General features: G+C 72.4%; 17 protein-coding genes and 3 pseudogenes. 12 read left to right on the top strand and 8 right to left on the bottom strand.

Annotated features, from left to right (window positions below):
* Positions 1–108: 108 nt before the first annotated feature.
* The 3 genes from ACIOKD_RS22650 (at position 109) to ACIOKD_RS22640 (ending at position 3,374) form a co-directional block, all read left to right on the top strand.
* Positions 109–1,464 carry a hemolysin family protein gene (locus ACIOKD_RS22650; protein ID WP_402086775.1) on the top strand — a complete coding sequence of 452 codons (1,356 nt, stop codon included), beginning with the start codon at positions 109–111 and terminating at the stop codon, positions 1,462–1,464.
* A complete protein-coding gene (locus tag ACIOKD_RS22645; protein ID WP_402086772.1) occupies positions 1,461–2,474 on the top strand; it encodes a hemolysin family protein in 1,014 nt (337 codons plus the stop codon). Before ACIOKD_RS22650 ends, ACIOKD_RS22645 begins: the two co-directional genes overlap by 4 nt.
* A 108-nt stretch (positions 2,475–2,582) precedes the next feature.
* Positions 2,583–3,374, top strand: coding sequence for an SGNH/GDSL hydrolase family protein (locus ACIOKD_RS22640; RefSeq protein WP_402086769.1), 792 nt, complete (start codon positions 2,583–2,585; stop codon positions 3,372–3,374).
* 42 nt (positions 3,375–3,416) lie between these two features.
* Here the strand turns inward: ACIOKD_RS22640 and ACIOKD_RS22635 are convergent.
* Positions 3,417–3,746 (bottom strand): annotated as a pseudogene (locus tag ACIOKD_RS22635) (helix-turn-helix domain-containing protein); the annotation flags it as partial.
* 329 nt (positions 3,747–4,075) lie between these two features.
* On the opposite strand from ACIOKD_RS22635, the gene ACIOKD_RS22630 reads away from it, so the two are divergent.
* From ACIOKD_RS22630 to ACIOKD_RS22620, 3 genes and pseudogenes are all read left to right on the top strand, one after another.
* Entirely contained in the window at positions 4,076–4,519 is a 444-nt protein-coding gene (locus ACIOKD_RS22630) for an ALF repeat-containing protein (protein ID WP_402086766.1), read from the top strand.
* 229 nt (positions 4,520–4,748) lie between these two features.
* On the top strand, positions 4,749–5,522 hold the full coding sequence (locus ACIOKD_RS22625; protein WP_402086763.1) for a hypothetical protein: 774 nt from the start codon (positions 4,749–4,751) through the stop codon (positions 5,520–5,522).
* Positions 5,476–5,721 (top strand): annotated as a pseudogene (locus ACIOKD_RS22620) (transposase); the annotation flags it as partial. The gene ACIOKD_RS22625 and the pseudogene ACIOKD_RS22620, both read left to right, overlap by 47 nt.
* A 103-nt stretch (positions 5,722–5,824) precedes the next feature.
* Here the strand turns inward: ACIOKD_RS22620 and ACIOKD_RS22615 are convergent.
* Positions 5,825–6,532 (bottom strand): SDR family NAD(P)-dependent oxidoreductase, encoded by a 708-nt coding sequence (locus ACIOKD_RS22615; protein WP_402086760.1) that lies wholly within the window; start codon positions 6,530–6,532, stop codon positions 5,825–5,827.
* A gap of 114 nt (positions 6,533–6,646) precedes the next feature.
* Between ACIOKD_RS22615 and ACIOKD_RS22610 the strand changes: the two are divergent.
* A pseudogene (locus ACIOKD_RS22610) lies at positions 6,647–6,949 on the top strand (helix-turn-helix domain-containing protein); the annotation flags it as partial.
* Positions 6,950–7,087: 138 nt separating this feature from the next.
* On the opposite strand, the gene ACIOKD_RS22605 reads toward ACIOKD_RS22610, so the two are convergent.
* The 6 genes from ACIOKD_RS22605 to eccCa all read right to left on the bottom strand — a co-directional run bounded on the left by ACIOKD_RS22605 (position 7,088) and on the right by eccCa (position 21,540).
* Positions 7,088–8,494 (bottom strand): S8 family serine peptidase, encoded by a 1,407-nt coding sequence (locus ACIOKD_RS22605; RefSeq protein ID WP_402086757.1) that lies wholly within the window; start codon positions 8,492–8,494, stop codon positions 7,088–7,090.
* Between the two features lie 196 nt (positions 8,495–8,690).
* Entirely contained in the window at positions 8,691–11,471 is a 2,781-nt protein-coding gene (locus tag ACIOKD_RS22600) for a BTAD domain-containing putative transcriptional regulator (RefSeq protein ID WP_402086755.1), read from the bottom strand.
* A gap of 29 nt (positions 11,472–11,500) precedes the next feature.
* The gene (locus ACIOKD_RS22595) at positions 11,501–12,856 is read right to left on the bottom strand and encodes a ricin-type beta-trefoil lectin domain protein (RefSeq protein WP_402086753.1); all 1,356 of its coding nucleotides are present in this window, start codon (positions 12,854–12,856) and stop codon (positions 11,501–11,503) included.
* Positions 12,857–13,154: 298 nt separating this feature from the next.
* On the bottom strand, positions 13,155–14,039 hold the full coding sequence (locus tag ACIOKD_RS22590; RefSeq protein ID WP_402086751.1) for an alpha/beta fold hydrolase: 885 nt from the start codon (positions 14,037–14,039) through the stop codon (positions 13,155–13,157).
* Positions 14,036–17,155, bottom strand: a complete 3,120-nt coding sequence (locus tag ACIOKD_RS22585; RefSeq protein ID WP_402086749.1) for a BTAD domain-containing putative transcriptional regulator — start codon at positions 17,153–17,155, stop codon at positions 14,036–14,038. The genes ACIOKD_RS22590 and ACIOKD_RS22585 overlap by 4 nt, the downstream gene beginning before the upstream one ends.
* Before the next feature lie 407 nt (positions 17,156–17,562).
* Positions 17,563–21,540, bottom strand: coding sequence for a type VII secretion protein EccCa (eccCa, locus tag ACIOKD_RS22580; RefSeq protein ID WP_402086747.1), 3,978 nt, complete (start codon positions 21,538–21,540; stop codon positions 17,563–17,565).
* A gap of 636 nt (positions 21,541–22,176) precedes the next feature.
* Between eccCa and eccD the strand changes: the two genes are divergently transcribed.
* From eccD to ACIOKD_RS22555, 5 genes are all read left to right on the top strand, one after another.
* The gene (gene eccD, locus ACIOKD_RS22575; protein ID WP_402086745.1) at positions 22,177–23,577 is read left to right on the top strand and encodes a type VII secretion integral membrane protein EccD; all 1,401 of its coding nucleotides are present in this window, start codon (positions 22,177–22,179) and stop codon (positions 23,575–23,577) included.
* Positions 23,578–23,756: 179 nt separating this feature from the next.
* Positions 23,757–25,262: a type VII secretion protein EccB gene (gene eccB / locus ACIOKD_RS22570; RefSeq protein ID WP_402086742.1), complete on the top strand. Its 1,506-nt coding sequence runs from the start codon at positions 23,757–23,759 to the stop codon at positions 25,260–25,262.
* A 115-nt stretch (positions 25,263–25,377) separates the two neighbouring features.
* Entirely contained in the window at positions 25,378–25,722 is a 345-nt protein-coding gene (locus tag ACIOKD_RS22565; RefSeq protein WP_402086740.1) for a hypothetical protein, read from the top strand.
* Between the two features lie 75 nt (positions 25,723–25,797).
* The gene (locus ACIOKD_RS22560; RefSeq protein WP_398289466.1) at positions 25,798–26,103 is read left to right on the top strand and encodes a WXG100 family type VII secretion target; all 306 of its coding nucleotides are present in this window, start codon (positions 25,798–25,800) and stop codon (positions 26,101–26,103) included.
* A 165-nt stretch (positions 26,104–26,268) separates the two neighbouring features.
* Entirely contained in the window at positions 26,269–26,703 is a 435-nt protein-coding gene (locus tag ACIOKD_RS22555) for a type VII secretion system-associated protein (protein ID WP_402086738.1), read from the top strand.
* Positions 26,704–26,709 lie beyond the last annotated feature (6 nt).

Below are 26,709 nucleotides of genomic sequence, written 5' to 3'. Positions count from 1 at the left end.
GCTTCCGCCCATGGGCGAGCCCTCCGACATCCGACGCTCCGGCGTCCCGCCGCGCCGACACCGCGCGCTTCCTCCGCGCCTGCCCGATCATGGGACGGAGGTGACCCGATGACAGAAGTGCTTCTGCTGGCCGTGGCCGTGCTGCTCTCGCTGGCCTGCGGCGCCTTCGTCGCGGCCGAGTTCTCCCTGACCACGGTCGAACGCAGCCAGCTGGAACGGGCTGTCGAGCGCGGCGAGGTGGGCGCGGCGGGCGCCCTCAGAGCCGTCAAGAACCTCACCTTCCAGCTCTCCGGCGCGCAGCTCGGCATCACCGTCACCAACCTGGTCGTCGGCATGCTCGCCGAGTCGTCCGTCGCGAAGCTGATCGCCGGGCCCCTGGAAGCCGCCGGGGTGCCGAGCTCGGCGACCCCGTCGGTCGCCCTGGTGATCGGTACGGCCCTGTCGACGGTGTTCCTGATGGTCGTCGGCGAGCTGGTGCCCAAGAACTGGGCGATCTCCTCGCCGCTGGCCGTGGCCAAACGGGTGGCGACGCCGCAGCGCTGGTTCAGCGCGGTGTTCCGGCCGTTCATCTCCCATCTCAACAACACCGCCAACCGTGTCGTACGCCGCTTCGGCGTCGAGCCCGCCGAGGAGCTGGCCTCCGCCCGCGGACCGCAGGAACTGGTCGCCCTGGCCCGGCACTCCGCGAAACTGGGCGCCCTGGAGGCGGACACCGCCGAACTGTTCGTGCGCACGCTGAACCTCGCCGACCTCACCGCGGAGAACGTCATGACGCCACGGGTCCAGGTGGTCTCCCTGGACGTCCAGGCGACCTGCGAGGACGTGGCGAACGCGACGCGGGCGACCGGCCTCTCACGCTTCCCCGTGCACCGCGGCAACCTCGACTCGGTCGTCGGGGTGGCGCACATCAAGGACGTCATCGGTGTACCCGCCGACCGCAGGGCCCGTACGGCCGTGTCGCAGGTGATGCGTGAGCCCCTGCTCGTACCGGAGACGCTGACCGTCGAACGCCTCCTCGACCGGCTGTCCGGCAGACGCACGATGGCCGTCGTCATCGACGAGTACGGCGGCACCGCCGGGGTCGCCACCCTGGAGGACATCGTCGAGGAGGTCGTCGGCGAGGTGCGCGACGAGCACGACCCGCACGAGACGCCCGACCTGGCCCCGGCGGGCACGGACGACGAGGGCCGCACCCTGTACTCGGCCGACGGGTCCGTACGCACCGACCGGCTCGCCCGCGTCGGACTGCGCGCGCCCGACGGACCGTACGAGACACTCGCGGGTCTCATGGCGACGCAGCTCGGACGCATCCCCGCCGAAGGGGACACGGCCGAGGTCGCCGGGTGGCGGCTGGACGTGGTGGACGCCTCGGGGCGGCGGGCCGCGCGGGTGCTGATGCACGCGCCGGCCGCCGCGGACACCCGTTCCGAAGAGGCCGGATCCGAAGGAGGGCGGGGACGATGACAGCCGTACAACTGCTGATCGGTCTGGCGACCCTGGTCGTGAACGCCTTCTTCGTGGCGGCCGAGTTCGCACTGATCTCCGTACGCCGCAGCCAGATCGAACCGTATGCGGAGGCCGGAGACCGGCGGGCGCGCGGTGTGATCTGGGGTCTTGAGCACGTGTCCGCGCTGATGGCCGCCGCGCAGCTCGGCATCACGCTGTGCACGCTGATCCTGGGCGTGGTCGCCGAACCCGCCATCGCGCACCTGCTGGAGCCGGTCTTCCACGCGGTGGGTCTCTCGTCCGGCACGGGGCACGCGATCTCCTTCGTGATCGCCCTCGCCGTGGCCACGTACCTGCACATGCTGCTCGGCGAGATGGTGCCGAAGAACATCGCACTGGCCGAACCGGTGCGGACGGCCCTGCTGCTCGGGCCGCCGCTGGTCGCCCTGTCACGGGCGCTGCGGCCGGTGATCTTCACGGTGAACGCCTTCGCCAACTGGCTGCTGAAGCTGCTGCGCGTCGAGATCAGGGACGAGGTGTCCGCGACCTTCTCCGACACGGAGCTGGCCCGCCTGGTGAAGGACTCCAGCGAGGCGGGGCTCATCGACGACCGCGCCCAGGAGCGGCTGCACGACGCCCTGGAACTGGGACGGCGGCCGGTGCGGGATGTGGTGCTGCCGCGGGAGAGTGTCGTCTACGCGCGCGTGGGCGTCACCCCCGAGCAGCTTGAGGCCCTGTCCGTCGAGTCCGGGTTCTCCCGCTTCCCCGTCGTGGACGACGGACTGCGCATCGTGGGCTACCTCCACGTCAAGGACGCCCTGGACGCGATGCCGCGCGACCTGCCGTTCCAGGTGCGGGACATGCGGTCCATCGCCCGGGTCCGCGAGAACACGCCGCTCGACGACGTACTGACCGCGATGCGACGCGGCCGTACGCATCTGGCGGCGGTGCTCGGCGCGGACGGGCGGCTGGCCGGGATGGTGACGATGGAGGACGTACTGAGGGAGCTGTTCGACCAGTCGGCGTGACGCGGCGGTGCCGCGTGCGGGTGCGGGTGCCTAAGCGGGCGCCCGAGCGGTGGGGCGTGTCGCACGGCAGACCGGTGGGTATGTGCACGCGCTATCATCTCTTCCGCCATGCAGACGAATGCCACCTTCACCAGCCTTGTCGCGGTCGGCGACTCCTTCACCGAGGGCATGTCGGACCGCCTTCCCGACGGTACGTACCGGGGCTGGGCGGATCTCCTGGCGGCCCGGATGGCCGCGCAGACGCCCGGCTTCCGCTACGCCAACCTCGCGGTGCGCGGCAAGCTCATCGGACAGATCGTCGCCGAGCAGGTGGACATCGCGGTGGCGATGCAGCCCGACGTGATCACTCTGGTCGGCGGCCTCAACGACACCCTGCGGCCCAAGGTCGACATGGTGCGCGTCCGCGGGCTCCTGGAGGAGGCCGTGGAGCGTCTGGCACCGGCCTGCAAGCAGCTCGTCCTGATGCGCAGCCCCGGCCGCCAGGGCCCGGTCATGGAGCGGTTCCGCCCCCGCATGGAGGAACTGTTCGTCTGCATCGACGATCTCGCGTCCCGCCACGGCGCGCTCGTCGTCGACCTCTACGGAGCGCGGTCCCTGGGCGACCCGCGCATGTGGGACGTGGACCGGCTGCATCTGACGGGCGAGGGGCACCGCCGGGTCGCCGAAGCGGTGTGGCAGGCGCTCGGGCACGCGGCGCAGGACGCCGAGTGGGGCACCCCGATGCCGCCCTCCGCCCCGCCCGGCTGGGTCGCCCGCCGGACCGCCGACGCGCGCTTCGCCCGCCAGTACCTACTGCCGTGGATCGGCCGCAGGCTGACCGGCCGCTCCTCGGGCGACGGCCGCGCGCCCAAACGCCCGGAACTGCTGCCGTACGAGGAGTACAGGGGGTCGGTGGAGTAGGTGACCGCCACCGGCTCGGTCGTGTAGGTCTCCCGGGTCTCGTAGCCGGGACGCCGACTCGCCGAGACGGATCAGGCGCAGGCCCAGCGCGTAGCGCCGGTTGGTCTGCTGACGTACGTATCCGCAGACCACGAGCGTGCGCATGAGGCGGTGGATGGTGGGCAGCGGCAGCCCGCTGCTCGCGGAGAGCTCGCTCAGTCCGACCTCGCCGCCCGCGTCCGCCATCCTCTCCAACAGGTCGAAGGCACGCTCCAGTGACTGGACGCCACCGCCGGCGGCGGCCGGCTTGGTGGCGACCTCGGCGGAGGCGTCGCAGGCGCTGGACGTCGGCGGTCGTGCGGGTGAGTGGGAGGTGGTGGCCTCGCGGCTGATTGCCCGGTATCGGGGCGTCGCGGTCGACCGGCGCGGGCACCTGCCGGGGCCGGGGCGGTCCGGGGGAGCCGGTCGTGCTCGGGACCACGCCACGACCGCCCCCAGGGATCGTCTCGCCCCGATCATGCCCCGACAGCCACGAGCCGCGCTCAGGGCCGCCCTCCTCGAAGGCGCGCTGTCATGAAACACCGGCCACGTCCGCGGCGACGGTGCCCTGCGACCGCAGCGGGGCGACTACCACTGTCGGACCCAGGTGGCAGCATCACCGAAGTGAACGCCCTGAGGCGTCCTCAACTCACCTCCGTAGCCCACGAAGAGGAGCATTCCCCTTGCGACTGCATCGCGTTGCGCCCGGCATTGCCGCGGGCATCCTCGCCCCGGCCCTCCTGCTCGCCACCCCGTCCTTCGCCGCCACGGCGGCACCGACCGCGATGACGGTACCCGCGGTGTCCTCGTCCGCGGACGAGCCGGACGCCGACGACGACCTGCGGGTGGCCATAGCCCGGATCCTCGCCGACCCGGACAGCGGCCGGCGTGTGACACGAGAAGCCAACGCCCTCCTGGACACCAACGACCCCGACGCGATGCGCGCCTGGCTGGAGACCGGCTACCGCATCGCCCAGGCCGAGGACGACAGCGTCGCCATCGCCCGCATCCTCGCCGACCCGTCCATCAGCCCGGCCCTGCGCGCGGCAGCCAACGCCGCCCTCGACGACAACACACCCGAAGCACTGCGCCACTTCCTGGAAGTCGGCAGGTACCAGGTCGCCTGACCGGCACGGCGCCGCACCACGGCGCGTCGCCCGGATGGCACCCCCTGCCGCACGCCCGGTCGCCAAAACGCCGGGAATCCGGGCGGGGCCGCCTGCACCCCTGTGTGCCGGCGGCCCCGCCCGGCGGGCCCTGTACCGGCTCGGCGCCCTCCGCAGAGCCGGTACAGGGCCCGCCGCCCGGTGCGGCATGGGCCACTGACACCTCCGACAGCAGAAAGCACATTCTTCGATGACCACACAACAGCTACGCACCGAGCGCAGCGGTCCGCAGACCGTTTCCGTCGTGACCGACCTGCCGTTCAAGCCTCAGCTCGTCAAGGCGGTGTTCAGGGCCGTGACCTCGTTGCACGTCTCCCGGCCGGCCCCGTGGGCCGCCGCGTCGGTGACGAGGACCGTGCTGACGCAGATCGTCGACGGCGCGGGAAGCGCGGCGGCCGAGGAGGCCAGGACGAGGCTGATCCCCAAGGACCTCATCTCGGCGATCGACCGGAACGTCGAGGTGGAGGTGGGATCGGCGTGGTACCTGCACAGCCCGACCTTCCACGGCCTGATGGGCGAGGTGCGCAACGCCGATGGTGCGCTCGTGTCTCTTCGTGAGCGCCGCGGGGCGCGTACACCGAGTGGTGTGGCCGGCGCCCACCGGTTCGAGGCCGGGGTGAGAAGGCTGCTGGGGAGCAGGAGGGTGAGGGCCGTCCCGGCGATGGTCCGTGACCTGGACGGAATCGCGAGCGTGTTCCTGACTGCCCTGGCCCGGGACGCGGCCAAGGTCGTCCGCGAGGGCGGGGTCAAGCGGTTCGGGGCGGTCAGTCCGGTGGTGCCGGGCGAACCAGCCCCGGCCCCGCTGCTCAAGGACCCCCTCCTCGCCCTGTCCACCCGCCGCGAGGACGGGCGGACTGTCGGCGCGGACGACGTCCTGGCCGCCGTCACGATGCAGCTGTTCGGCGATCTCAGGGGTCTTGCGCTCAGTGATCTTGGTCGGAAGGGTGATCGGAGTGCATGCTGATTTTGTTCCTGACGACTTGTGGGAGGGGGTGGCTCCGCTGCTGCCGCCCGCTCCCGAGTGGCGTCGACGCCATCCGGGGCGGTTGCGTGTTCCCGACCGAACTGCACTCGCCGGCGCCCTGTACGTGCTGCGGAGCAGTGTCGCCCGGCGTGACGTCCCTGCGGAGAGTGTGGGCTGTTCCGCGGTCACGGCCTGGCGCTGACGCCAGGTTCAAGGCCCCAGTGCGATCTGCGCCTCGGACCCACCCGAGAATTGCGAGGTCTTCGTGGTCGCCTTGAACGGCCGGTCCAGTCCGGACGGGTTCAGGACCAGGCCATTTCGCCGTGGCGGGAGACGAAGCGCCCGGTTCCGGCGGCGGGCCCCCCGGTGGCGAGGGCCACGATCGCGTCCGTGCCCTCGGTGACGGTCTGGGGACCGCTGTGGCCGTTGAGGCCGGTCGCGGTGTAGCCGGGATCGGCGGCGTTGACACGGATGTCCTTGAGCCCCTTGGCGTACTGCGTGGTCAGCATCGTCAGCGCCGCCTTCGAGGAGGTGTACAGCGGCGCGACGACGTGCGACTCGGGCCGGTCGGGGTCGTGGGTGAGAGCAAGGGAGCCCATGCCGCTGCTGACGTTGACGATCACGGGGTCGTCCGAACGCCGCAGCAGCGGCAGGAACGCGGTGGTGGTACGGATGACGCCGATGAGGTTGACGTCGAAAACGGCGAGGGCGTCGGCGGCGGTGAGGTTGCCGGGGTCGCCGGGGTCGCCGGCGACCCCGTGCACACCGGCGTTGTTGATGAGAACGTCGATCCTGCCCTCGTGTTCGGTGACATTCGCGGCCGCGGCGGCCACGGACGCGTCGTCCCTCACGTCGATGGGAACGTAGCGGGCGCCGAGCGCTGCGGCGGCCTCCTCGCCCTGCTCTCGGTTGCGGGCTCCGACGAGCACGGTGTGACCGCCCTCGATCAGGCGGCGGGCGGTCTCGCGGCCGAGACCCTTGTTGGCTCCGGTGATGAAAGTGATCGTCATGCCTTCGATCCTCCTGCGGCCGGCAGATGTGGACCAGGGAGACTTCGGCGGCAGGAAGAGCAGTACCACCCTCGCGCCCGCCCCGACGACCATGAACGCGCGAGATTGAGAAACATGACGGCAAGACCCGGGAGCGGACTGAGCGCGATGATCCGCAGATGGCGTGAGCGGCTGTCCCGCTCGGCCGCCGGACTGCCGACGGCACGAGGACGCCGCACGGCCGGGCTGCGGCGCGAGGAACCGGCCGACCTCGCAGGAATGTCGATCGACCACATCGTGCGCCTGGAGCAGGGACGCGCCACCACACCCTCAGCGAGTGTGGTGGCATCCCTGGCCCGCGCCCTGCAACCGTCCCCGGCCGAGCGGGACCACCTGTACCGGCTGGCCGACCTGGTCCCACCGACCCACGGAACAGTTCCCCATGGCTCAAGGACTCGAAGACGAGCCCGTCGACGGTGTCGGACAGGGGCATCCACGGGCGGTAGCCGAGGCCGTTCCAGGCGAAGTCCGCCCACCGGCCGCCGGCGAAGACGACGATGTCCTGCTTCTGTCCCTTCACGGTGATGAAGAAGCCGGTCCGGGTGACGTGGCTGTAGCCCTTCCCGGTGCCGGGCGGCACGTACTCGGCCCCGTACTCGCCCTGGATGTCGGCCGCCTTGGACTTGATGACGTAGGCCTTGGAGGAGTTCCAGCCGACGCTTCGTGCCGGCGCCTGCGTCCTCGGACCGTCCCTCGTACGGCGACCGCGGCGAGGAGCAGGACCAAGCTGCTCGCCACCACGGACACCGCGATGCGCATGGCTCCCGTGCCGTCCGACAGGGACAGCACCACCGGCCGTGGCGGAGCGGACCGGGGCGCGGCGGACGACTGTCCGTGCGGTACGGAGGTCAGGGCCGCGTAGACGTCCAGGCGGGGCGCGTCCGCCGGGTAGGCGGTAAGAGTGAGCCTGCGCGCGGCCTGCTGTGCGGTCAGCCGCGGTTCTCGGGAGCGTACGAGGGCGGCGGCGCCGGCGACGAAGGCGGTCGCGAAGGACGGTCCGCTGCCGGTGAACGTCCCCCGCCCGCGCGGACCGGTGCCGACTACCTTGTCACCCGGTGCTGCCAGGTCGGCGCCCGCGGGCTCGGCCGCCCCCTCGGGACGGGTGCCGTCCGGGCCGAAGTCGAGGACGGAGAGCACGTCCTCGGCGGCGGCGGGCCAGTAGGTGCCGGGGCCGGCGGCCGGCGTCGCGGTGCCGTCCCCCGAGCCGGTGTCCGGCGCGGCTGCCGCGACCACGAGGCAGTCGCGCGTGGTCGCGTACCGTACGGCCGAGGTGAGGGCCCGGCTCTTCTTGGACAACGCCAGCGGGACCGCGATCACCTGAGCCCTCGCCCGCGCCGCCTCGCGGATACCGGCGGCGACCCGGTCCGCGTCGGTGCGGCCGTAGGCGTCCGTGCCGCGGACGGCGAGGACACGTGCGCGGGGCGCCATGCCTCCGAGGTCGGCCCCGGTGCTGTCGCCGGCCGATGCCGCGATCAGCCCGGCCACGAAACTGCCGTGGCCCACGCAGTCCTCCCCCGCATCCCCCACAACGGTGACGCGCCCTTTGAGGGCCCGCGCCTCCGGCACCACACCGGTGTCGACGACCGCCACCGTGACACCGTCGCCCTGCCCGTACTTCCTCGCCTCGGACAGTTCGAGCACGTCGTGCGTCCAGGGGGTCACCTTCATGACCGTCGGCGATTCCTTGGTGCAGGAGGCGCCTGGATCGAGCGTGCCGGGTATGACGGGGAGCCTGACGGTCTCGCCCGAACGGGGGGCTCCGGTGGGTGCTGTAGGTGACGGGGTGATCGCCTTCGCGACCGGGACAGGACAGATCGTGAGGAGCGCGGCGCACAGCGCGATGAGCAGGGACCGGGGGACGGGGGAGAGCGTGGCGAGTCGACGGGTCCCGGGAGCGGGCCGGGCGAGCCGGGGGGCGAACATTGCTTGGTCTTCTCTCTCGGGGCTCGTGGTCGGGGGACGCCAGGGTTCGGATCAGTGACCGTCGGCTGCGGCTGAGGCGTTTCGAGGCGACTGCATCTGTCGGGGTCGGATCGGGGCGGGATGGGTCGAGGTTGGATGGGTCGGGGTGGGACGCGGTGGGTCCAGTCCGGTCACAGCTGTTTCAGGGCAGCTCGGTTCAGCCCGGAAGGCCCAGTTTCGTGTCGACGTGTCGCGCCGCGGCGGGATCGTGTTCGGTGAGCAGGGCCGAGGCTCTCTCGTAGCAGGCGCGCGCCTGATCGCCGTAGTTCTGACGCCGGTGCACGTCGCCCAAGGCATCCCAGGCGGTGGCCTCGCCGAGTGGGTCGTCCAGTTCTCTGTTGAGCCGGGCGGACCGGTCGTAGCAGCTCATGGCCTCGTCGACGGCGCCGAGCCGCTCGTGGGCGCGGCCCACCTCGTACGACGCGTGCGCCTCACCTCTCCGGTCGCCCGCCCTCGCGTACAGTTCCCGGGCCGAGCATGCATGGCGCAGTGAGCCTTCGTGACGTCCCTGTTCGTCGTCCCGGACCGCCAGGTCGCGGTGTACGCGAGCCGCACCGCACAGGTCACCGCAGACCGTGAACAGGTCCAACGCCTCACGCAGAGCGGTCAATGCCTCCTCCTGCCGACCGAGGAGAGCGTGTACGCGGCCGAGGCTGTGCCGGGTGCGGGCCACTCCGGGCAGGTCGCCCGCCCGCCGCGCGGCCTCGCTTGCTTCCTGGGCCGCCGCCGACCACGCACTCCAGTGACCGGCGCGGTGCCACATGGGTTCCAGTGCCTCGACGAACTGCCAGGCGGGAAAAGCCGGTTCGCGCGTGGCCTGACGGACGGCCTCGACAAGTCCTCGCCGTTCTGCCAGGTACCACCGCCAAGCCGCACCGGCGTCGGGAAAGACATCGAGGGCCGGTTCGGTGCCGGGCCGTGGCGGGGACCCGGGCCGCTCCAGCGTCCGGGAGACGGCCCTCGCGGTGGCCAGGAGGTGCACGAGCAGTCGGCGCACTGCCTCGCCACGCGCCGGTGCGCTCTCCTCCTCGCGCACAACCGTTGCAGCGTAACGGCGTTCGGAGGCGGGCAGGGTGAAGCGGCCCATCGTCTCTTCGGTGACCAGGTGCAGGTCGGCGAGTTCGTCCAGAAGTACGCGGGCTCCTCGCGGCTCCACCCCGCAGAGGGAGGCCGCGACTTCGGCATCGATCTCGGTCCCGCGGTACAGCGCCAGCAGCCGGAACAGCCGGGCCGCCCCGGTGCCGAGCGCACGGTAGGAGGGAGTCAGCGCGTGCGGAGGACGGTCGGCGGCGCCGTGGACCGCTTCCGGGCCACCCGCCGGTGAGAGGGCCGACCGGTCGGTTCGGACGTCCTGCGAGGGGACGAGGTCCCGGCAGACGAGGTCCCGCCCGGTCGCGAGACTCAGCGCTCCTGGCGACCCGGCGCAACGAGCGACGAGTTCCTCGACCGCCTGTGGCCCGACGCCAAGCCCTTCCGAGCGGATCCGGCCGCGCAGGAACGCCCGTGACTCCGCGGGTGCCAGCGGTGCCAGGACAACGCGGCGGGCCGCCTCCTCGGTGACCAGGCTCGACAGTTGGCGGCGGCTGGTCACCAGGGTCAGACTGCCGGCAGCCGCGGGCAGCAGCGGCCGCACCTGTGCGGCGTCGTGGGCGTCGTCGAGCACCAGCAGGATGCGACGCCCGGCGGTCAGGCTGCGGTACAGGCCGGTGTGGGCGTCCACGTCCTCGGTGTCTTCGGGGAGTTGTGACACCGGGGCGCCCAACGCGTGCAGCAGGCGGCGCATCCCCTCGACCGGCGTGAGGGGCGGCCCGGACGTGTCGAAGCCGCGCAGCGCGACATGGAATCGGCCGTCGGGGAAGCGCTCCCGGAGCCGGTGGGCGACCTCCACCGCCAATGCCGTCTTGCCTATTCCGGCAGGACCGCAGAGCACTCCCACAGCTGACGTCCGATGCCTCGACCTTGTGTCGTCGGCGAGGGCCAGCAGCAGCGCCGTCTCGCCCGACCGGCACACGAAGGAGGCGGAGGCGGACGGCAGTTGGTCATCGGAACCGCGGAGCGGCTCCTGCTCCTGCTCCTGCCTCTCATGGGGGCGTCGCGTGAGAGCCCTGCCCGGCGGTGCCGTCGCGGATGTGTCCTCGCGTGGGCGCGCTACGACGCGGGCCGGTCCGCCTCCTTCGAGCACACGCGCGTGAGCGGCGCGCAGTTCCGGTCCCGGAGTCACCCCCAGCTCCTCGGCGAGGCGAGTCCTCACGATCCGGCACACGTCCAGGGCCTCGGCCTGGTGACCGGTGGCGGCCAGCGCGAGGGCCAGATCGGCGTGGACCCGCTCGTCGACCGGGTAGCGCGCCGCGCACCGTTCGAGTACGGGAACGACGTGCTGCGGCACCCCGTGCCGCAGGGCGGTCTCGGCGGCCTCTCGTACGGTGGTCAGGTACTCACGGTCCAGCGCCGTGAAGACCCGGTGGCTTCGTGCCGTGAGCGGAATCCCGGCGGCGACCGGACCCTGCCACAGCGACAGTGCCTCGGCCAGTCGTTTCACCGTCTCCTCCGGCCCGCCGGCACCGTCCGCCTCGCGGGCCGTCTCCCGCAGGTGACGGAAACGGCTCAGATCCACGTCGTCGACGCCGACCCGCAGCCGGTATCCGGCGCTGCCCCGTACGAGGCGCTGTCCCTCGGCGCGGTTCGACAGCCCAGGCTCGAAGAGACGGCGCAGCATGCCGACATGGCGGTGGATCACGTTGGCGGCGCTCGGCGGGGCGTCCTGGCCCCAGAGCACGTCCACGATGTCCCCGACCGGCACGGGACGCTTCGCGCGCACCAGCAGTACGGCCAGCGTGGCCCGCTGCTGCGGCGGCCCGAGGTCGAGTTCGGTGCCCGCCAGCCAGCCGCGCACCGGGCCCAGCACCGACAGGCGCAGGGCGGGCAGGTCGTCACTCATGCGTTCGGTCTCCTGCCGGACCGTATCCGCTACCCCTCGTACCACTTCTGGTTCTCGGCCCCCTCGCACGACCAGAGTTGCAACCGGGCACCGTTGCCGGTCTCCCGGTCACGGACGTCGACACACTTGTCCGCCTTCTTGTTGACCAGGTCTCCGGCCGAGTTGAGGCTGAAGCGCTGCGCCGTGCCACCGGTGCACTTCGCGAGCTGGATGGCGGCACCGTCGTCGACCGAGGCCCCGGCGACACTCATGCACAGGCCGAGGGCGCGCACCGTACCGTCCGAACGGAGCGTCCACTGTTGCCAGTCGGCGCCGGTGCAGTCCCAGATCTGGAGCGGGGTACCGGCCGAGGCCGTGCCGTCCGTGACGTCGATGCAGCGGCCGGACGCGGAGCCGACCAGGGACGTGACCGCCAGTGTGGTGGTCCCGGACCCGCTCTTGGTGACGGCCCCCGAGGAGTCCGCGGCGGCGGATGCGGCCGGCTTGCCGTTTTTCGTGCCTGCCCCGGACTTGTCCGCCCCGGTCGAGGACGAGCCCTTCGCCTTCCCGCGGCCGGACGGGGTGGCGTCCGTGCCGTGCTTCCCCTTACCGGCGGCCTTGTCACCGCGTGCGGACGCGGCGGCCGTGCTGCTCCGCGGCCGTGCCGCGGCCGTCCTGGACGGGGCCGCGCCGGGTACGGCCCCGGTGCGCTCCCCGTCCTGGGTGTACTCCCCCTCGGCCGACCGCTGTCCCTGTGGTGTCGGTTCGTCACCGCGGCCAAGGAGCAGGAAGGAGGTTCCGGCGACCAGCAGGGCGAGCAGGGAGGCTCCGATGACGGTCTGCTTGGAGACGGTTCGGGCGGTGGAGTCGGTGCTGTCGTCGTCGGGAGGAGAGGCGACGGCTGTCGCCGCCGTGCCCTCGCCGCCCTCGCCGCCCTCGCCGCCCTCGGCACTCGTGCTCGTGCTCGCGCTCGCGCTCGTGCTCGTGCTCGTGCTCGCCTGTCCGCTCCGGTCGGTGCCGGCCCGGACATCGCCGCCGTCGGCGTCCGGGGTGCCGTCCTCCCCCGTGACGGCCGGGACCTGAACCGCTTCCGGCTCGGCGGACGGGATGAGCCGGGCGAAGACGTGGGCCCGCCGGAGGGTGGCCGGTCCGGCGAGCGTTCCCTCGCCGGTGTCTCCGGGTGCCGGGACATCGCCGGTGTCACCGGGTACCGGGACGTTGCCGGTGTCACCGGGTACCGGGACGTTGCCGGTATCTCCGGGTACCGGGACGATGCCGCCGCTCTCGGGCAGCTCCCGGCTCTCCTCCTCCGCCACGGCGGCGGTGGCCCCTGCGGCGCCCGCGGGCGTGGACGTGGATGTGGACGAGGTTCCGGACCCGGGGCGGGGTGTTTCCCAGCGCGTCATGTCCACCCTCCTGGATCGCGTGTGAATTGGTGGCGCTCGCAACACCTCGGGTGAGGTGCGGCGGTTGTCGTGTGCAAGATCGTCGGGCCGTCGCATCCGCTCCCGGACCTATCCGGAGCGCGCGCCCTTGAGCGGGTCCGGGGCCGCCCGACCGGGCAAGCCTAGGGCGGCCGAGTGACTGGAAACTGACCTCGGTCGAGCCGGTCGAGCCAGTCGAACCCGTCGAGCCGGCCGAACCCGTCGAACAGCTCGTCCGGTTGACGGGCGGAAGGGTCCGCGCCGGCCCCGTGGTGCGGCGTCACAGCGGTACCGGGTGTCGCAGCGGTACCGGCGACCGCGCGACGGCTCCGGTGACGGGCAGCCTGCCGGTCCAGTCGAGCACGAGCGCGTTGAAGTCGTCGAACCGTTCTTGGTGCGGCCAGTGGCCCACGCCGTCCCAGAGGACGGAATCGCCGGCGGAGTGAGAGCCGACCGACCGGTCCCAGTCGGGCCCCGTGTTCCTGGCCTCGGCCCAGCGGCGTGAGCAGACGGTCAGAACGGGACAGGTCCGGCGGGACAGGTAGGCGTCTGCGACGGGCCGCACCGCGGGCCCGGTCGACGGGTGATACAGGGCGGTCAGCATGCGTACGAGGACGTCGCCGTCCGTGGTGAGCGCCCGGCGCCGGTGCCAGGCGGGCAGCCAGCTCGTGGGCTCCCCTGCGGCCCCGCCCTCCTCCGCCGCCAGGGACCGGGCCAGCGCCGCGGCGGGATCGGGCACCCGGACCGCCGCCGCCATCGCCGCGGCGTGCTGCGGGTGCAGGCCGTAGCGGGGATTGACCGCCACCAACGCCCGTACCAGATCGGGTCGTTCGACGGCGAGCACCGAGGCGATCGCGGCCCCCGCCGCATGTCCCACAGCGATCACGGAGGGGGTGTCCAGGGCCGCGAGAAGCCCCGCGAGGTCGTCGGCGAGGTCCCGTGGCGTGTGCCCGTGCCGGGCGGCCGGGGAACGGCCGTGACCGGGCAGGTCGGGAGCGATCAGACGGTGCTGGGCGCCGAGGGCCTCCAGTTGCGGTGCCCAGTCGTCCGAGTCGCCGGCCTCGCCGTGGACGAGAAGCACGGTCGAGGGCCCCTCACCCTCCACGGTGTGGAAGAGTCGGCTGCTGCGGAAGAGTCGGCTGCTGTCGTCCGGCCGCTGTCTCATGTCCGTGTCCCGCGCAGGACGCGCAGCACGGGCCGCGGGTCCGGCCTCGACGCCGACGAACCGCGGGTGGGAGCGGCGAGGGTGCGCAGCCGGTCCCTGATCGGGTCGGCGGACAGGCTCACGCCTGCCACCGCGTGGTGCATGCTGTCCCGCACGGCCAGCGCCCGCTGCCAGGCGCTACGGGCCGCCGCCGCGTCCCCGGCGTCCCGGTGGGCGTCACCGAGCCGGACGAGGACGCGGGCCTCCAGGTACGGGTCACCGGCCGCCCGGTACAGCTCAAGGGCGCGCTGGTACTCGGCCAGGGCACGGCGGTGGTTGCCCAGCCTGTCGTGGCAGCGGGCGAGGGCGCACCAGACCGCCGCCTGGGCGTGGGGTTCGGCCAGGCCCCGCAGTGGCTCGTGGGCCTGGTGTGTACGGGCAAGCGCCTGGCGGGGCCGGCCCAGCAGGTCGTGCGTCCGTCCGAGATCCCGCAGAGCGCCGGACTGGCCCACCCGGTCACCGGCCTCGCGGTACCGTTCCAGGGCCTCCTGCCGGTGGTGCAGGGCATGGACGTGGTGCCCCTGCCGCTCATGCAGCCGGCCGAGTTCCCCGTGTGTCCGCGCCAGGCCTGCCGGGTCGTTCATCTCGTCGAACAGGTCCAGTGCGCGGCGTAGGTGACCGTGCGCCTCATGGGGTCGGTGCAGGCGCCCCTCCGGACGGCCGAGGGCGCGATGCGAGTGGGCAAGGGCGACCGGGTCACCGAGCCGCCGGGCGGCGTCCAGTGCCGCTTGTCGGCACCGGACGTCGTCGTGGAGCAACTCCCGCTGTTCCATGAGGCGTTCGAGGGCCCAGGCGAGCTGCCAGGCGTGCCGGTCGAACCCGTCCTGGGCGGCCGTCCGCACCATCCGGGCGAGTGTCGCGCGCTCCGCGCCGATCCAGGCCAGTGCCTGCGGCACGCCTTCGTGGTCGCCCGCGGCCACGCCGGAAGCCGGAGCCGGCAGGGTGAGGGCGGTGCTGTTCGGGGACAGCACCCGTATCGCGCCGTGGGCGGTGTGCAGGACGTGATCGAGCAGCCGGTGCATGGCCTGCCGCGCGGCGGAGCCGGGAGCGCTGCTGGACGTGACGGGTGCCGCGGGTGCCGCGGGTGCCGCGGGTGCCGAAGTCTCGCACGCCTCGGGCGTGTTGGATGTGTTGGATGTGTTGGGCGTGTTAGGCGTGTTGGGCACGTTGGGTCTGTTGGGCACGTTGGGCTCTGAACTGTGCGGGCCGGTGTTCACTGCGTCGCGCTCCCCAGCGCGCGCACGTTCGCGTGCGTACACCCGCACCGGCCGCACCCACTCGTACCGGTCCTCCAGTCGTTCGGTGACGAGTCCGACGCGTACGAGTTCCCCGAGCAGTGGGCGAACCCGTCGCAACGGCACGCCGGCCATGCTCGCGGCGAGGGGCGCCGAGGCCGTCTCAGCCGGGTGCAGACCCAGCAGCCGGAACAGCCGTGCAGCATCGGGCGACAGCATCCGGTAGGAAGCGTCGAAGGCCGCCCGGAGTCCGGGGAGGGCGTTCAGGTTCAGCTCGCCCTCCCCGAGATCGGCGGCGAGAGCGCTCAGCGAGAACGCCGGCCGGCCCGCCAGCCGGGCGGTCGCGGCGGCCACGGCGAGGGGCAGTCCACCGGTCAGCGTCGCGATCGTCGCGACGGAGTCCTCGTCGCCGGTGACCCTGTCCTGGCCGACACGGGCCGCCACGCAGTCGCGGGCCTCGTCGGCGGAGAAGGGTTCCAGGGCCAGGAAGCTGGTGTGCTGTGCGCTGCCCGCCAGTTCCGGCAGCGGGCCCCGACTGGTGATGACGGCCAGGCAGCCGGGAGTTCCGGGCAGCAGGTCCGCCACCTGTGCGGCGTCCCGGGCGTCGTCCAGGACCACCAGGACGCGGCGTCCCGCGAGTGCCTCGCGGTAACGCCGGGGCCGATCGGCCTCGGGTGCCTCGCCCGCCGGAATCCCCAAGGACCGGAGGAAGTTCCCGAGTACCGCGCTGGGCTCGGCGGGCGGCCCGGTCTGTGCGGAGCCGCGCAGATCGGCGTGGAGCTGCCCGTCGGGGAAGCCGGAGCGGGCACGCCGGGACCAGCGTCGGGCGAAGGCTGTCTTGCCCACGCCGGGCGGCCCGTTGACAGCGACGACCGCGGGCCGGCCGCGGAGGTCGTCCGCACTGGGCATCAGGGCCATCTCCCGTTGCCTGCCGACGAACACCGGCAGGTCCGGCGGGAGTTGGGCCGGGACCGGGAAACTCCCCGCGGACGGTCCCGCCCGGTCCGCGGGGACCGGGTCCTCGCACCGGCCGTTTCCGGCGGGCGCCGCAACGACGGGTGTGCCCAGGATCTGCCGGGCGGCGGTCCGCAACTCGGGCCCCGGTCCGATGCCGAGTTCGTCCGCCAGCCGCGCCCGGACGGCGCCGTACGTGCGTAGCGCCTCCTGAGCACGACCGGTCGACGTCAGGGCCCCCAGCAGCCGAGCGTGCAGCGGCTCGTCCAGCGGGCGTTCGACGGCGCACCGGCGCAGTGCCGCGAGCAGTTCACCGCCTCGCCCGCAGCGCAGGGCGACATCGGCCGCCTCCTTGACCACGCCGTGCCGCTCACGGTCCAGCGCGGTGAGTATCGGATGGATCCGCACGAGGGGGTGGACGCCGTCGGCGACACGGCCCTGCCACAGGGCCAGCGCCGCCACGTACGCCTGCGTGCTGTCCTCCGGGCACCCGCCGTCGCGGGCGAGCCGCGCCTCGCCGACCAGTTGTCGAAAGCGCAGCAGATCGAGCGTGCGGGGGTCGGCGTCGACGCGGTAGCCGCCGGCCCCACGCAGCAGCCGGCGCCCGGACTCACGGGGACCGAGATCCGGTTCCAGGATCCTGCGCAGCAGACCTATGTAGCGATAGACCAACGTCCGTGCGCTGGCGGGTGGTTCGTCGTCCCACAGGGCGTCGACGATCTGCTCGACCTCCATCGGCTGCCCGGGGCGGGCGAGCAGCAGGGCAAGCAGTGCACGCTGTTGGGGAGGGCCCAGTTCCAGAGAGGTTCCGTCACGCCAGGCGCCGACCGGGCCCAGCACGGTGAGCCACAGTCCCCGCCGTCCTTCGTGTACCGCTTCCGCCGACATCGTGCCGCCCCAGTACTCTCCGGCACCGACGTCGTCTCACGACCGACCGCACCAAGATCATCAGTTATGTCGGGGACCCTAGGGAAGCCGTCTTGGGATGGCCTTGGCGACCGCATGGCACCCAGGAGGCAGGGCCTTCGCACCGCCGCCGGCCGAAGTGCCGGCCGCACTCCGGCCCGACGCCCCCGCAGCCGGTCCCCGGACATCGGGGACCGGCCGGAGACGGTCTCGGGGACGCCGAAGACCGACTTGGCAACGACTTGGCGCGTGCCGTGGAACGACATCACGGCACCTTGCCGGTCCACATTCCGCCACCCGCGACTTCTGGCCGGTCCGCATTCCCACCCGCGGCTCCCGACCCCGGCGGGTCCGCATCCCCACCCGCGGCGCCGCAGCACCGCACCTCCTCAGTCCTCCAGCAGGCCCGTCTGGATCTGGACCGTCTTGCGCCGGGTGATGCGCAGGGCCCGGCCCGGTACGAGGACACGTGGCTTCACGCTTCCGAAGAGGTATCCCTCGGAAGGCGGGCAGGAGAGCAGCAGAGCGGGTGTGTTGACCTCCAGCATGCGACGCAGCACCTGATCCCCGAGCCCCCGGCCCGCGCCGGCCGCCGAGCGGGTCACCACCAGGTGGAAGCCGACCTCGTACCCGAGGGCGAGGAAGTCGAGCAGGGGCTCGAAGGGGCTCCGCCCGAGCGGGGCGCCGATCAGGTCGTAGTCGTCGACCAGGACGAACACGGACGGCCCCTGCCACCAGTCGCGCTGCCGCATGCGGGAAGGGGCGATGTCCGAACCGGGCATACGGGACCGCAGGGCCCGGGCGGCGCCGTCCGCCATGTCACGGAGCTGGTCGATGGAGACCGCGTGGCCGAGCCGGTACTCCTCGGGGACGGCCTCGACGAGTTCCCGGCGGTAGTCGACGACCAGGACCCGCGCCTCGTCGGGGCTGTAACGCTCGGTGATGCCCTTGGCCACCAGCCGCAGAAGGTTGGTCTTGCCGGTCTCGGAGTCCCCGACGACGACCAGGTGGGGATGGTCGGCGAAGTCGTGCCAGGCCGGGCCGAGCTTCTCCTCCTCCAGGCCCAGCGCGATCCGCAGGTCCCCCTCCGGCGCGGGAAGATCTGTCGCGGACAGCCGGACGGGGAGCATCTTCACGGCCGGGGCCGCGGGGCCGTGCCAGTGCTCGGCGATGCTCCGGACCAGCTCGCGCACGCCGTCGGCCAGGTCCTCCTGGCGCTGGGTACCGTCGAGGCGGGGCAGTGCGCCGAGGTAGTGCAGTTTCGTCTCGGCGGTCAGGCCGCGGCCGGCGATCCGAGGCACTGTTCGGGCACGCCGGATGTCGATCACCGACTCCATCGGATCGCCCATCTTCAGCTCCAGGCGCGTACCCACCTGGTCCCTCACCTGCGCGGCGAGCTCCACCCAGCGGGCTGTGGTGACGATGAGGTGCACGCCGTAGTTCAGGCCGCGCTGGGCGAACTGGGACAGGGTGGTGACGTGCTCCAGGAAGTCCTGCCGCAGGGTTCCCCATCCGTCGACGACCAGGAAGACGTCGCCGTAGGGCTCATCCGGGAACTCCCCGGCGGCGCGTCGCTTGCGATAGGTGGCCATGGAGTCGATGTTCTGTTCCAGGAAGAACCGCTCCCGCTCGGCGAGCACCGACGCCACCGCGGCGACCGTACGGCCGATCCGCTCGCTGTCGACGTGCGCCGCGACGCCGCCCATGTGGGGCAGTCCGGCGAGCGCGGTGAGGCTGCCTCCGCCGAAGTCCAGGCAGTAGAACTGCACTTCACGTGGTGTGTGGGTGACGGCGAGGGAGGTGATCAGAGTGCGCAGGAGCGTCGACTTGCCGCTCTGCGGGCCGCCGGCGATGGCCACGTGGCCGCCCGCCCCGGACAGGTCGACCAGCAGCGGGTCGCGCCGTTGCTCGAACGGCCGGTCCACGATGCCCACCGGGACCCGCAGCGCCCCCGGGACCATCGCCCCGGGGCCGGTCGTAGCGGCCTCGACGGTCAGCCCGCGCACGGCGTCGACCGTGACCGGCGGCAGCAACTGGTCCAGCGTCGGCGGCAGGTCCAGCGGCGGCAGCCACACCTGGCGGGCGGGCGGGCCGGAGTCACGCAGCCGGTCCACGGCGGTGGCGAGCAGGCTCTCCGCCTGTGCCTCCTCCTCCGCGCTCCGCTCCGGTTCCGGTGCGGGGTCGGGCAGTTGACGGGGCGCCACCCAACCGACGCTCCACGGCGCGACCTGCTCGGCCACCTGGGCCGGGGCCAGCGCGCCCCGCCGACGCCGGTAGGCGCCGGAGACGTAGGCGGCCCTGAACCGGGTGAGCGCCTCCACGCCGCTCTTGAGGTAGCCGCTGCCCGGTTGTGAGGGGAGGTGGTAGGCGTCGGGCACGCCCAGCACGCCGCGGCTCTCCATCGCCGAGAAGGTCCGCAGGCCGATCCGGTAGGACAGATGACTCTCCAACTGGTGCATCCGTCCCTCGTCCAGACGCTGCGAGGCGAGCAGCAGATGCACGCCCAGGGATCTGCCGAGGCGGCCGATCATGACGAACAGGTCCACGAACTCGGCGTGTGCGGCTAGGAGTTCGCTGAACTCGTCGACCACCACGAAGAGGCTGGGCAGTGGTTCGAGGGGGGTGCCGGCGGCACGCGCCCGCTCGTACTCCAGGGCCGAGGTGTAGTTGCCGGCCGCGCGCAGCAGTTCCTGACGGCGTATCAGTTCTCCGTGCAGGGCGTCCTGCATACGGGAGACGAGCGCGACCTCGTCGGCCAGGTTGGTGATGACGGCGGAGGTGTGCGGCAGTTCGTCCAGGCCCAGGAAGGTGGCGCCGCCCTTGAAGTCGACGAGGATGAAGTTCAGCGTCTCCGACGAGTGTGTCAGCGCCAGACCGAGGACCAGGGTGCGCAGCAGCTCGCTCTTGCCGGAGCCGGTGGCGCCGATGAGCATGCCGTGCGGGCCCATGCCGCCCTGCGCGGACTCCTTGATGTCCAGTTCGACGGACGCGCCGTCGGCGCCGACGGCGATCGGGACCCGTAGCCGGTCGGCCGCGGAGGTCCGGGCCGCCCAGTAGCCGGCCGGATCGTACCGGTGCAGGTCGGGGATGCCGAGCAGGGAGGTCAGCTGGATGTCCGACGAGAGCGGCTCGGCGCTGTCGGTGGCCAGGCTCATCCGGTACGGGGCCAGCAGCGCGGCCAGCGCGCGGGCGGTCGCCGGCCCCATCCGGTCCGGCCGGCCGAGCACGGTGGTCTGCTCCTGGCGGCTGCGGTCGGTGCGCACCACATGCAGCGCGCGGTCCGTGAGGTCCAGCCGCAGGTTGGTGCGTCCGGGGCGCCAGGTCAGCGCGCCGCTCAGATCCAGGACGACGGCGTTGCGGAACCCCTGACCGTCCAGGCGGTGCCCGGGCGGTACACGGCCGCCGTCCACCACGATGACGGTGAACGGCTCCTCGCGGCCCGGCACCGCGTCCGGGTCGAAGGCGGGACGCTCCTGGAACTCGGCACCGAGCAGGTTGTCCAGTTCGGTGGCCGACGGGGCCACGAGACGGACCGGTCCCGCGCCGTCGCGGTCGCTGCGGTGATGGGCGTGCGGCAGCCACTTCAGCCACTCCCACTCCCCGCGCCTCTCGTCGGACACGCACAGGGCCACCCACACGTCCTCCGGCGCGTGGAAGACCGCGAGCTGCGCGGCCACGGCACGCCCGGCCGACCTGATCTGTTCCTCGTCACCGCGGATCAGCACCTTCGACCAGGCCCGCAGCGCGATGCCCACCGGCTGGTCGGGAATGACGGAGTACGCGCGGATGAACCGGCGCAGCGCGTGTGCGCTCAGCGGCTCCAGATCCTCGACCGGCTTGGTGGACATCGGGCTGAGCCGGACGCCGAGCCGCTGATCACCCACGGCGATCCGGACCTCGGCGAAGTCGTCGTCGGCGGGGCGGCGTTCCCACAGCCGGGTGGTGCGCACCATTGACCACAGCACCGTCGGGTCGGGATGCCGCCAGATCAGGGCCTGCCGCTGCTCGGTGACCGCCCGCCGTACCTTGCGGCGCACCTGGCCCAGGTACCGCAGGTAGTCGCGCCGTTCACCCTTCGTACGCCGCTTGCGCTCGCCGCGGCTGCGCATGACCTGCCCGACCACCATGGCCACCATGGACATCATCATCATGCCCATGGCGATATAGCTCATGACCGTGTTCTCGCCGGGCCTCAGGAACATCACCAGCATCGACGCGGACATCATGCCCATCGGCAGGAACGTCCAGACCGCCGAGGCGTCCGCTTGTGCCTCCGCCAGCGTGGGCGGCTCCTGGAGGGTGAGTTCGCCCTGGGGCATGTCGGGACCGCGGCGGCGGGCAGGCCTGCGGAAGAGTTCCACGGACATGGGACGGGGCTCCTTCGGGGAATCCGGCGGTTCGCCTCGCGCGACGGGATCGCCGGGCCGGCACGGACCCCGGCTCGGCCGTGCCCGCTGGGGCCGGGGCACTCGCCGCCCGGTCCGCGGTCGCCCGTCGGATCCTTGTGACGGATCCCCGTGGCGTCGCTCCCGGCAGGGAAACCCCGCACCCCTCGCCGCGATCGTAGGCGCGCACCAGTGCGCAAAGAATGCCCGCACACAAAGGGCCGGGCCGTGCCGCTGCGCCGGTACGCCCCTGCGATCACGGTCGGTGCGCGGGGCGTTCCGCAGGGCCCGGGCGGGCGCCGACGGCTGCCGCGCGGTCAGTTTTCCGGCACAGGCCTCGCCCTACGATCGCCCTCTACGGAGCGGCAGCGGGGCACCGACCGGATGCTCGCCGTGCCTCCGGGCGCGTATGGGCGGTGTCCGCGGTGATCCGTGCGACCACCGCCCGGATCATCACGGCCGGGCGCCCGGCGGCGGTCACGCGGAAGCTCGACCGGCCGCGTCGGCGCGGACGACGGTCGGGAACCACCGACGAGCGCCCCGCCGGACCGTAGGGGTCCTTCGAACCGCCCGTCACATCCCCCGTTCAAAGAAGAGAAGAAGAGAGGCAGTACCAGCGTGACCGACAGTTCGGTGGCCGGCCTGTGCCGGGTGACCGTACGGACCTCCGAGGGGTCCGTGGACCTCGCCGTGCCCGTGGACATCCCGTTCGCCGACCTGCTCCCCATCGTGACCGGTTACGCGGGCCAGGAGATGGAGGAACTGGGCCTGGAACACGGGGGTTGGGTGCTTCAGCGCCTCGGGGGCGCGCCGCTCGACCTGGAGGCCACCGCGCAGTCCCTCGGTCTGCGTGACGGCGACACACTGCATCTGCGCCCCCGCGTCGAGGCACTGCCCGAAGCGCACTTCGACGACGTCGTGGACGGCATGGCGAGTACTCTGCGCGAGCGCCCGCACCAGTGGTCGCAGGCCGCGACCCGGTGGTTGCTGCGCACCCTGCTCGCGTCGACCGTGGCCCTCGCCCTGCTGGTCCTGGCTCTGCCGGGCGGCCCGGTCGCGCTCCGCGCGGTCACGGCGGCCCTGCTCGGACTGCTGCTGACGGCGGGCGCGGGTGCGGCCAGCCGCGCCATGGCCGACAACGGCACAGCCTCCGCCCTCGCCCTGACGGCCGGTCCGTGTCTGGCGCTGACGGGCTGGCTGCTGCCGACGCTCAGTGCCGACGACGGCTCCGGGCCCGGCGCGACGGGCGGTCGGCTGCTGTCCGCGGCAGCCGCCTGGGCGGCCGGGGCCGGTCTCGCCCTGATCCTCATCTCGGGTCCGGCCCGCTTCTTCCTGGCCTCGGCCATGGTCGCGACGGCGGTCTGGCTCGCCGCACTCCTCATGGTGCTCTTCGACCTGACCGCCGCCCACGCCGCGGCTCTCGTCGCGGTGTGCACGGTGCTGCTCGGCGCCTTCGTGCCGGCCTTCTCGTTCTGGCTGGCAGGACTGCGCATGCCGCCGCTGCCGACCAACGCCGGGGAACTGCAGCAGGGAATCGACCCGGAGCCCGGCGAGCGCCTCGTCACCCGTACCGTCCGCGCCGAGGCGTGGATGACCGTGCTGTACGCGGCGGTCGGCGTCATCTGCGCCGGTGCCCTCACGGCACTGGCCCCCGAACCCAGCACGCCCGCCCGGGTCACCACCGCGGTGCTCGCCCTGCTGCTCGTCCTGCACAGCCGAGGCGTCGGCAACATCTGGCAGCGGGTGGCGGTGCTGTTCCCGGGTCTCTGGGGTGCGGGCGTGCTGGTGACCGCGCTCGCCGTGCGCTCCGGCACCCACGACAGGCTGCTGCTCGTCGTGCTCCTGTCGGCCGCGGCAGCCGTCCTGGCGGTGCTCTGCTGGGCCCTGCCCGGCCGCCGCCTGGTCCCTCACTGGGGCCGGGCCGCGGAACTCCTGCACTCGGCGGCGGCCATCGCCCTGCTGCCGCTGGTGCTGTGGATCCTCGGCGTCTACGGCCGCATGCGCGGGGTCTTCGGCTGACCGTCCGGCCCGTGCGAGGGCCGAGCCGTTCGGACATCGGGCACCGGACAACCGACAGCAGGTCAGCAGGTCAGCAGGTCAGCAGGTCAGCAGGTCAGTCATACGGACACACGCACGTGCGCACAACAGAACCGCTCGGCCGGTCCGAGCCATTGAGAGATCAGCGAGAGGAGGAGCCGATGCAGTCCAAGAGGGACCAGGTCGAAGCCCACGTCTTCATGATGAGCCGCCTCACCTCCGGCATGCTGCTCACCGACCCGGACGCCCCGGACAGTCCGGCGGGCAGGACCAGCCGGGGCGCGGCCTGGGGTCTGTTGCTGGGCGCCCTGGCGGCGGCGGGCTGCGTGCTGTTCGGGCTGATGTCGCCGGGCGGCGACGACTCCTGGAAGAGCGCCGGGGCCGTCATCGTCCGCAAGGACACCGGAACCCGCTACATGTACCAGGACGGCACCCTTCGCCCGATCCTCAACTACGCCTCCGCACGGCTGATCGGCGGAGCCGACCTGTCCACGAAGCTGGTCTCGGGCGCCTCCCTGCGCGGCACCCCGCACGGCGAGGCGGTCGGCATTCCCGGCGCTCCGGACGACCTGCCGACCGCCGGTGACGTGAACTCGGGCCCCTGGCTGGTGTGTTCGGGGCTGGTCATCGGTGACAAGGGCACACCGTCGGCCACCACCGCGCTGGTCATCGGCTCCCGGCCGGCCACCACCGACGGGCTGACCACGCGGGAGGCCCTGCTGGTGGCCGCCCCGGGCGGGGACCGCTATCTGATCTGGCGCGGCCGGCGCCTGCCTGTGGACATCCAGCACGGCGCCGACCGTGCCCTCGGCTACAGTGACGCGACTCCCCGCCCGGTCTCCGCCGAGTTCCTCAACACCCTGCCTCTGGGACCTGAGCTGTCGCCCGTGGACGTTCCGGGCCGAGGCGCCGCCGGGCCCTCCCTCGACGGGCGGTCCACCCGTACCGGGCAGGTGTTCACCGTGCGGGTGCCGGACTCGCCGGTGCGGTACTACCTGTTGGCCGCGCGAGGCCTGGTACCGGTGAGCGGCACGGAAGCGGCGCTCGTCCTGGGCGACCCGCGAACCCGCGAGGACAGCTACGCGGGGAAGCGGCCGGCCCCGGTGGCACTGGCCACCGACACCGTGCACGACCACCTCGCGCCGTCCGGAACGATGCCCGGCACGTCGCTGGCATGGCCGTCCGGGCCCCCTCGGCTGGTCGAGCCGGAGCAGCGGCAGAACCTGTGCGCGAGTATTCGGCCCGGCAAGAAGGGTCCGGTCACCAGTGTCTCGACGGTGTCCAGCCTGTCCGCCGCGCCCGCCGCGGCCACGGACGCGGTGCAGCCGGCCTGCTCCCCGGTGGACGCCATCGCCGTACGCCCCGGCGCCGGAGCCGTGGTACGTGCCCTCAGCGCGTCCGGCGGACAGCTGGGCGACACCACCTACCTGGTGACCGAGGCGGGAGTGAAGTACCGCATGGTCTCCGACGACTCGATCGCGGCCCTCGGATACGACGGCACGGAGCCGGCCGGTCTGCCGGCCGCCCTCCTGGCGATGCTTCCGACCGGACCCGATCTGGACCCCGCCGCCGCGTCCGGCAGCGCCCCCGCGCGCAGCACCGACGTCGGCGGCTGCAAGGCCGGCACATCGAAACGCGGCGCCGAGAAGGCGCCGGCCACGAACTGACCCCCCTGTTGCCGCCCGGACGAACCGAACCGGCCGTTCGGACACCGGTACGTCCCGCGGAGACCCACCGAAGGCATCCTCTCAAGCCATCCGCTCAAGGAAACGAGGAACACACATGGCCACTCCGCTCCAGCAGTCGTCCAGGGCGTCGACCCAACTGGGCATCAACGCCCTCACCACCGCCCATCAGGCCATCCAGCGCTGCAAGACCGACGTGGACACCACGGCGGGCGCCCTGGCGACCAGTTACAGCGCCGCATCCGAGGACGGCCGCGAGTTCCAGAAACTGCTGCGTCAGTGGGACGAGCAAGCGCAGATCATCCTCAACAAACTGCAGGGCCTGATCGACAACCTCAACCAGACCATGCACTCGCAGACCGGCACGCAGTCGAAGAACACCGAGATGGTGCGCACCTCGCAGAACGCCTCCGACTCGGTCTTCAACCAGCTGTCCCGCTGATCCGCTGACCCGCCCCTCCGGGCACCCGGGCACCCGGGCACCCGGCAACCCGACTTCACGACACAAGGAGTTCCCATGAGCGCCGACGGTGTGATCCACGTCGAGTACAACCACGTCGACCAGGGCGTGGAGGACATGATCCAGCAGACCCGGGCGATCGAGACCACGCTCGACAACCTGGAGGGTGAGCTCAACGAGCTCAAGACGACCTGGCAGGGCCAGGACGCGCTGGCGTACGGCACCGCCCAGGCCGCCTGGAACAGCGCGGTGACCAACATGGAGCAGCTGCTCATGTCCCACGCCGCCCTGCTCGGCAACGTGTCCGACAACTACCGGCAGACCGAGAACAGTCTCGCCCAGATGTGGAGCGAACTGTCCTGAGCGGCCCGGCCGGACCGCCGGGGCGGCCCGCGCCCCGTCCCCGCCCCGCTCGCGCTTCGGCCTCGCGGCCGTCGGCGGGCCGTCCCGGCCACCGTCGGGCGGGCCCGGCCCCCGCACCCCCGCCCGACGCCCCGGGCAGACGCACCGATCAGCTACGGAGGAGCCATGGCAGACCTCACGCATCTCGACGCAGGATCGGTGACGCAGTTCGCCGACAACGAGCTGCAGACGTTTCTCGGCGACATCAGGAAGATGCGGCACGACACCTCCGACGAGCCGCCGGTCGAGGCGTTGTTCACCATCTACTCGGCCCTGAGCGCCACCCCGAACAAGCAGCTCGCCATCGGCCCCATGGGCGCTGCCGGCACCGTCCACGGCGACGCCCTGCGCACCAACCTGGTGTCGCTGGCCGACACCGTCGACGGGGTCTTCGTGAAGCAGCAGAAGCTCTTCGGCGACATGGACATGGACCTGAGGGACACCGTGACGACGCTGCTGAACACCTCAGGAGCGTCGCTGCAGTCCATCAACGGCAGCCGGTTCATCTCCGCCCTGGCCGACGTCGGCCAGGACCTCGGCGGCAGTACCACCACCCTCTGACCGCGT

This window comes from Streptomyces sp. NPDC087844 (assembly GCF_044742785.1).
GTDB lineage: Bacteria > Actinomycetota > Actinomycetes > Streptomycetales > Streptomycetaceae > Streptomyces.
Note: the sequence above shows the minus strand (reverse complement) of the source record. Positions and strands in the feature narration are given on the sequence as shown.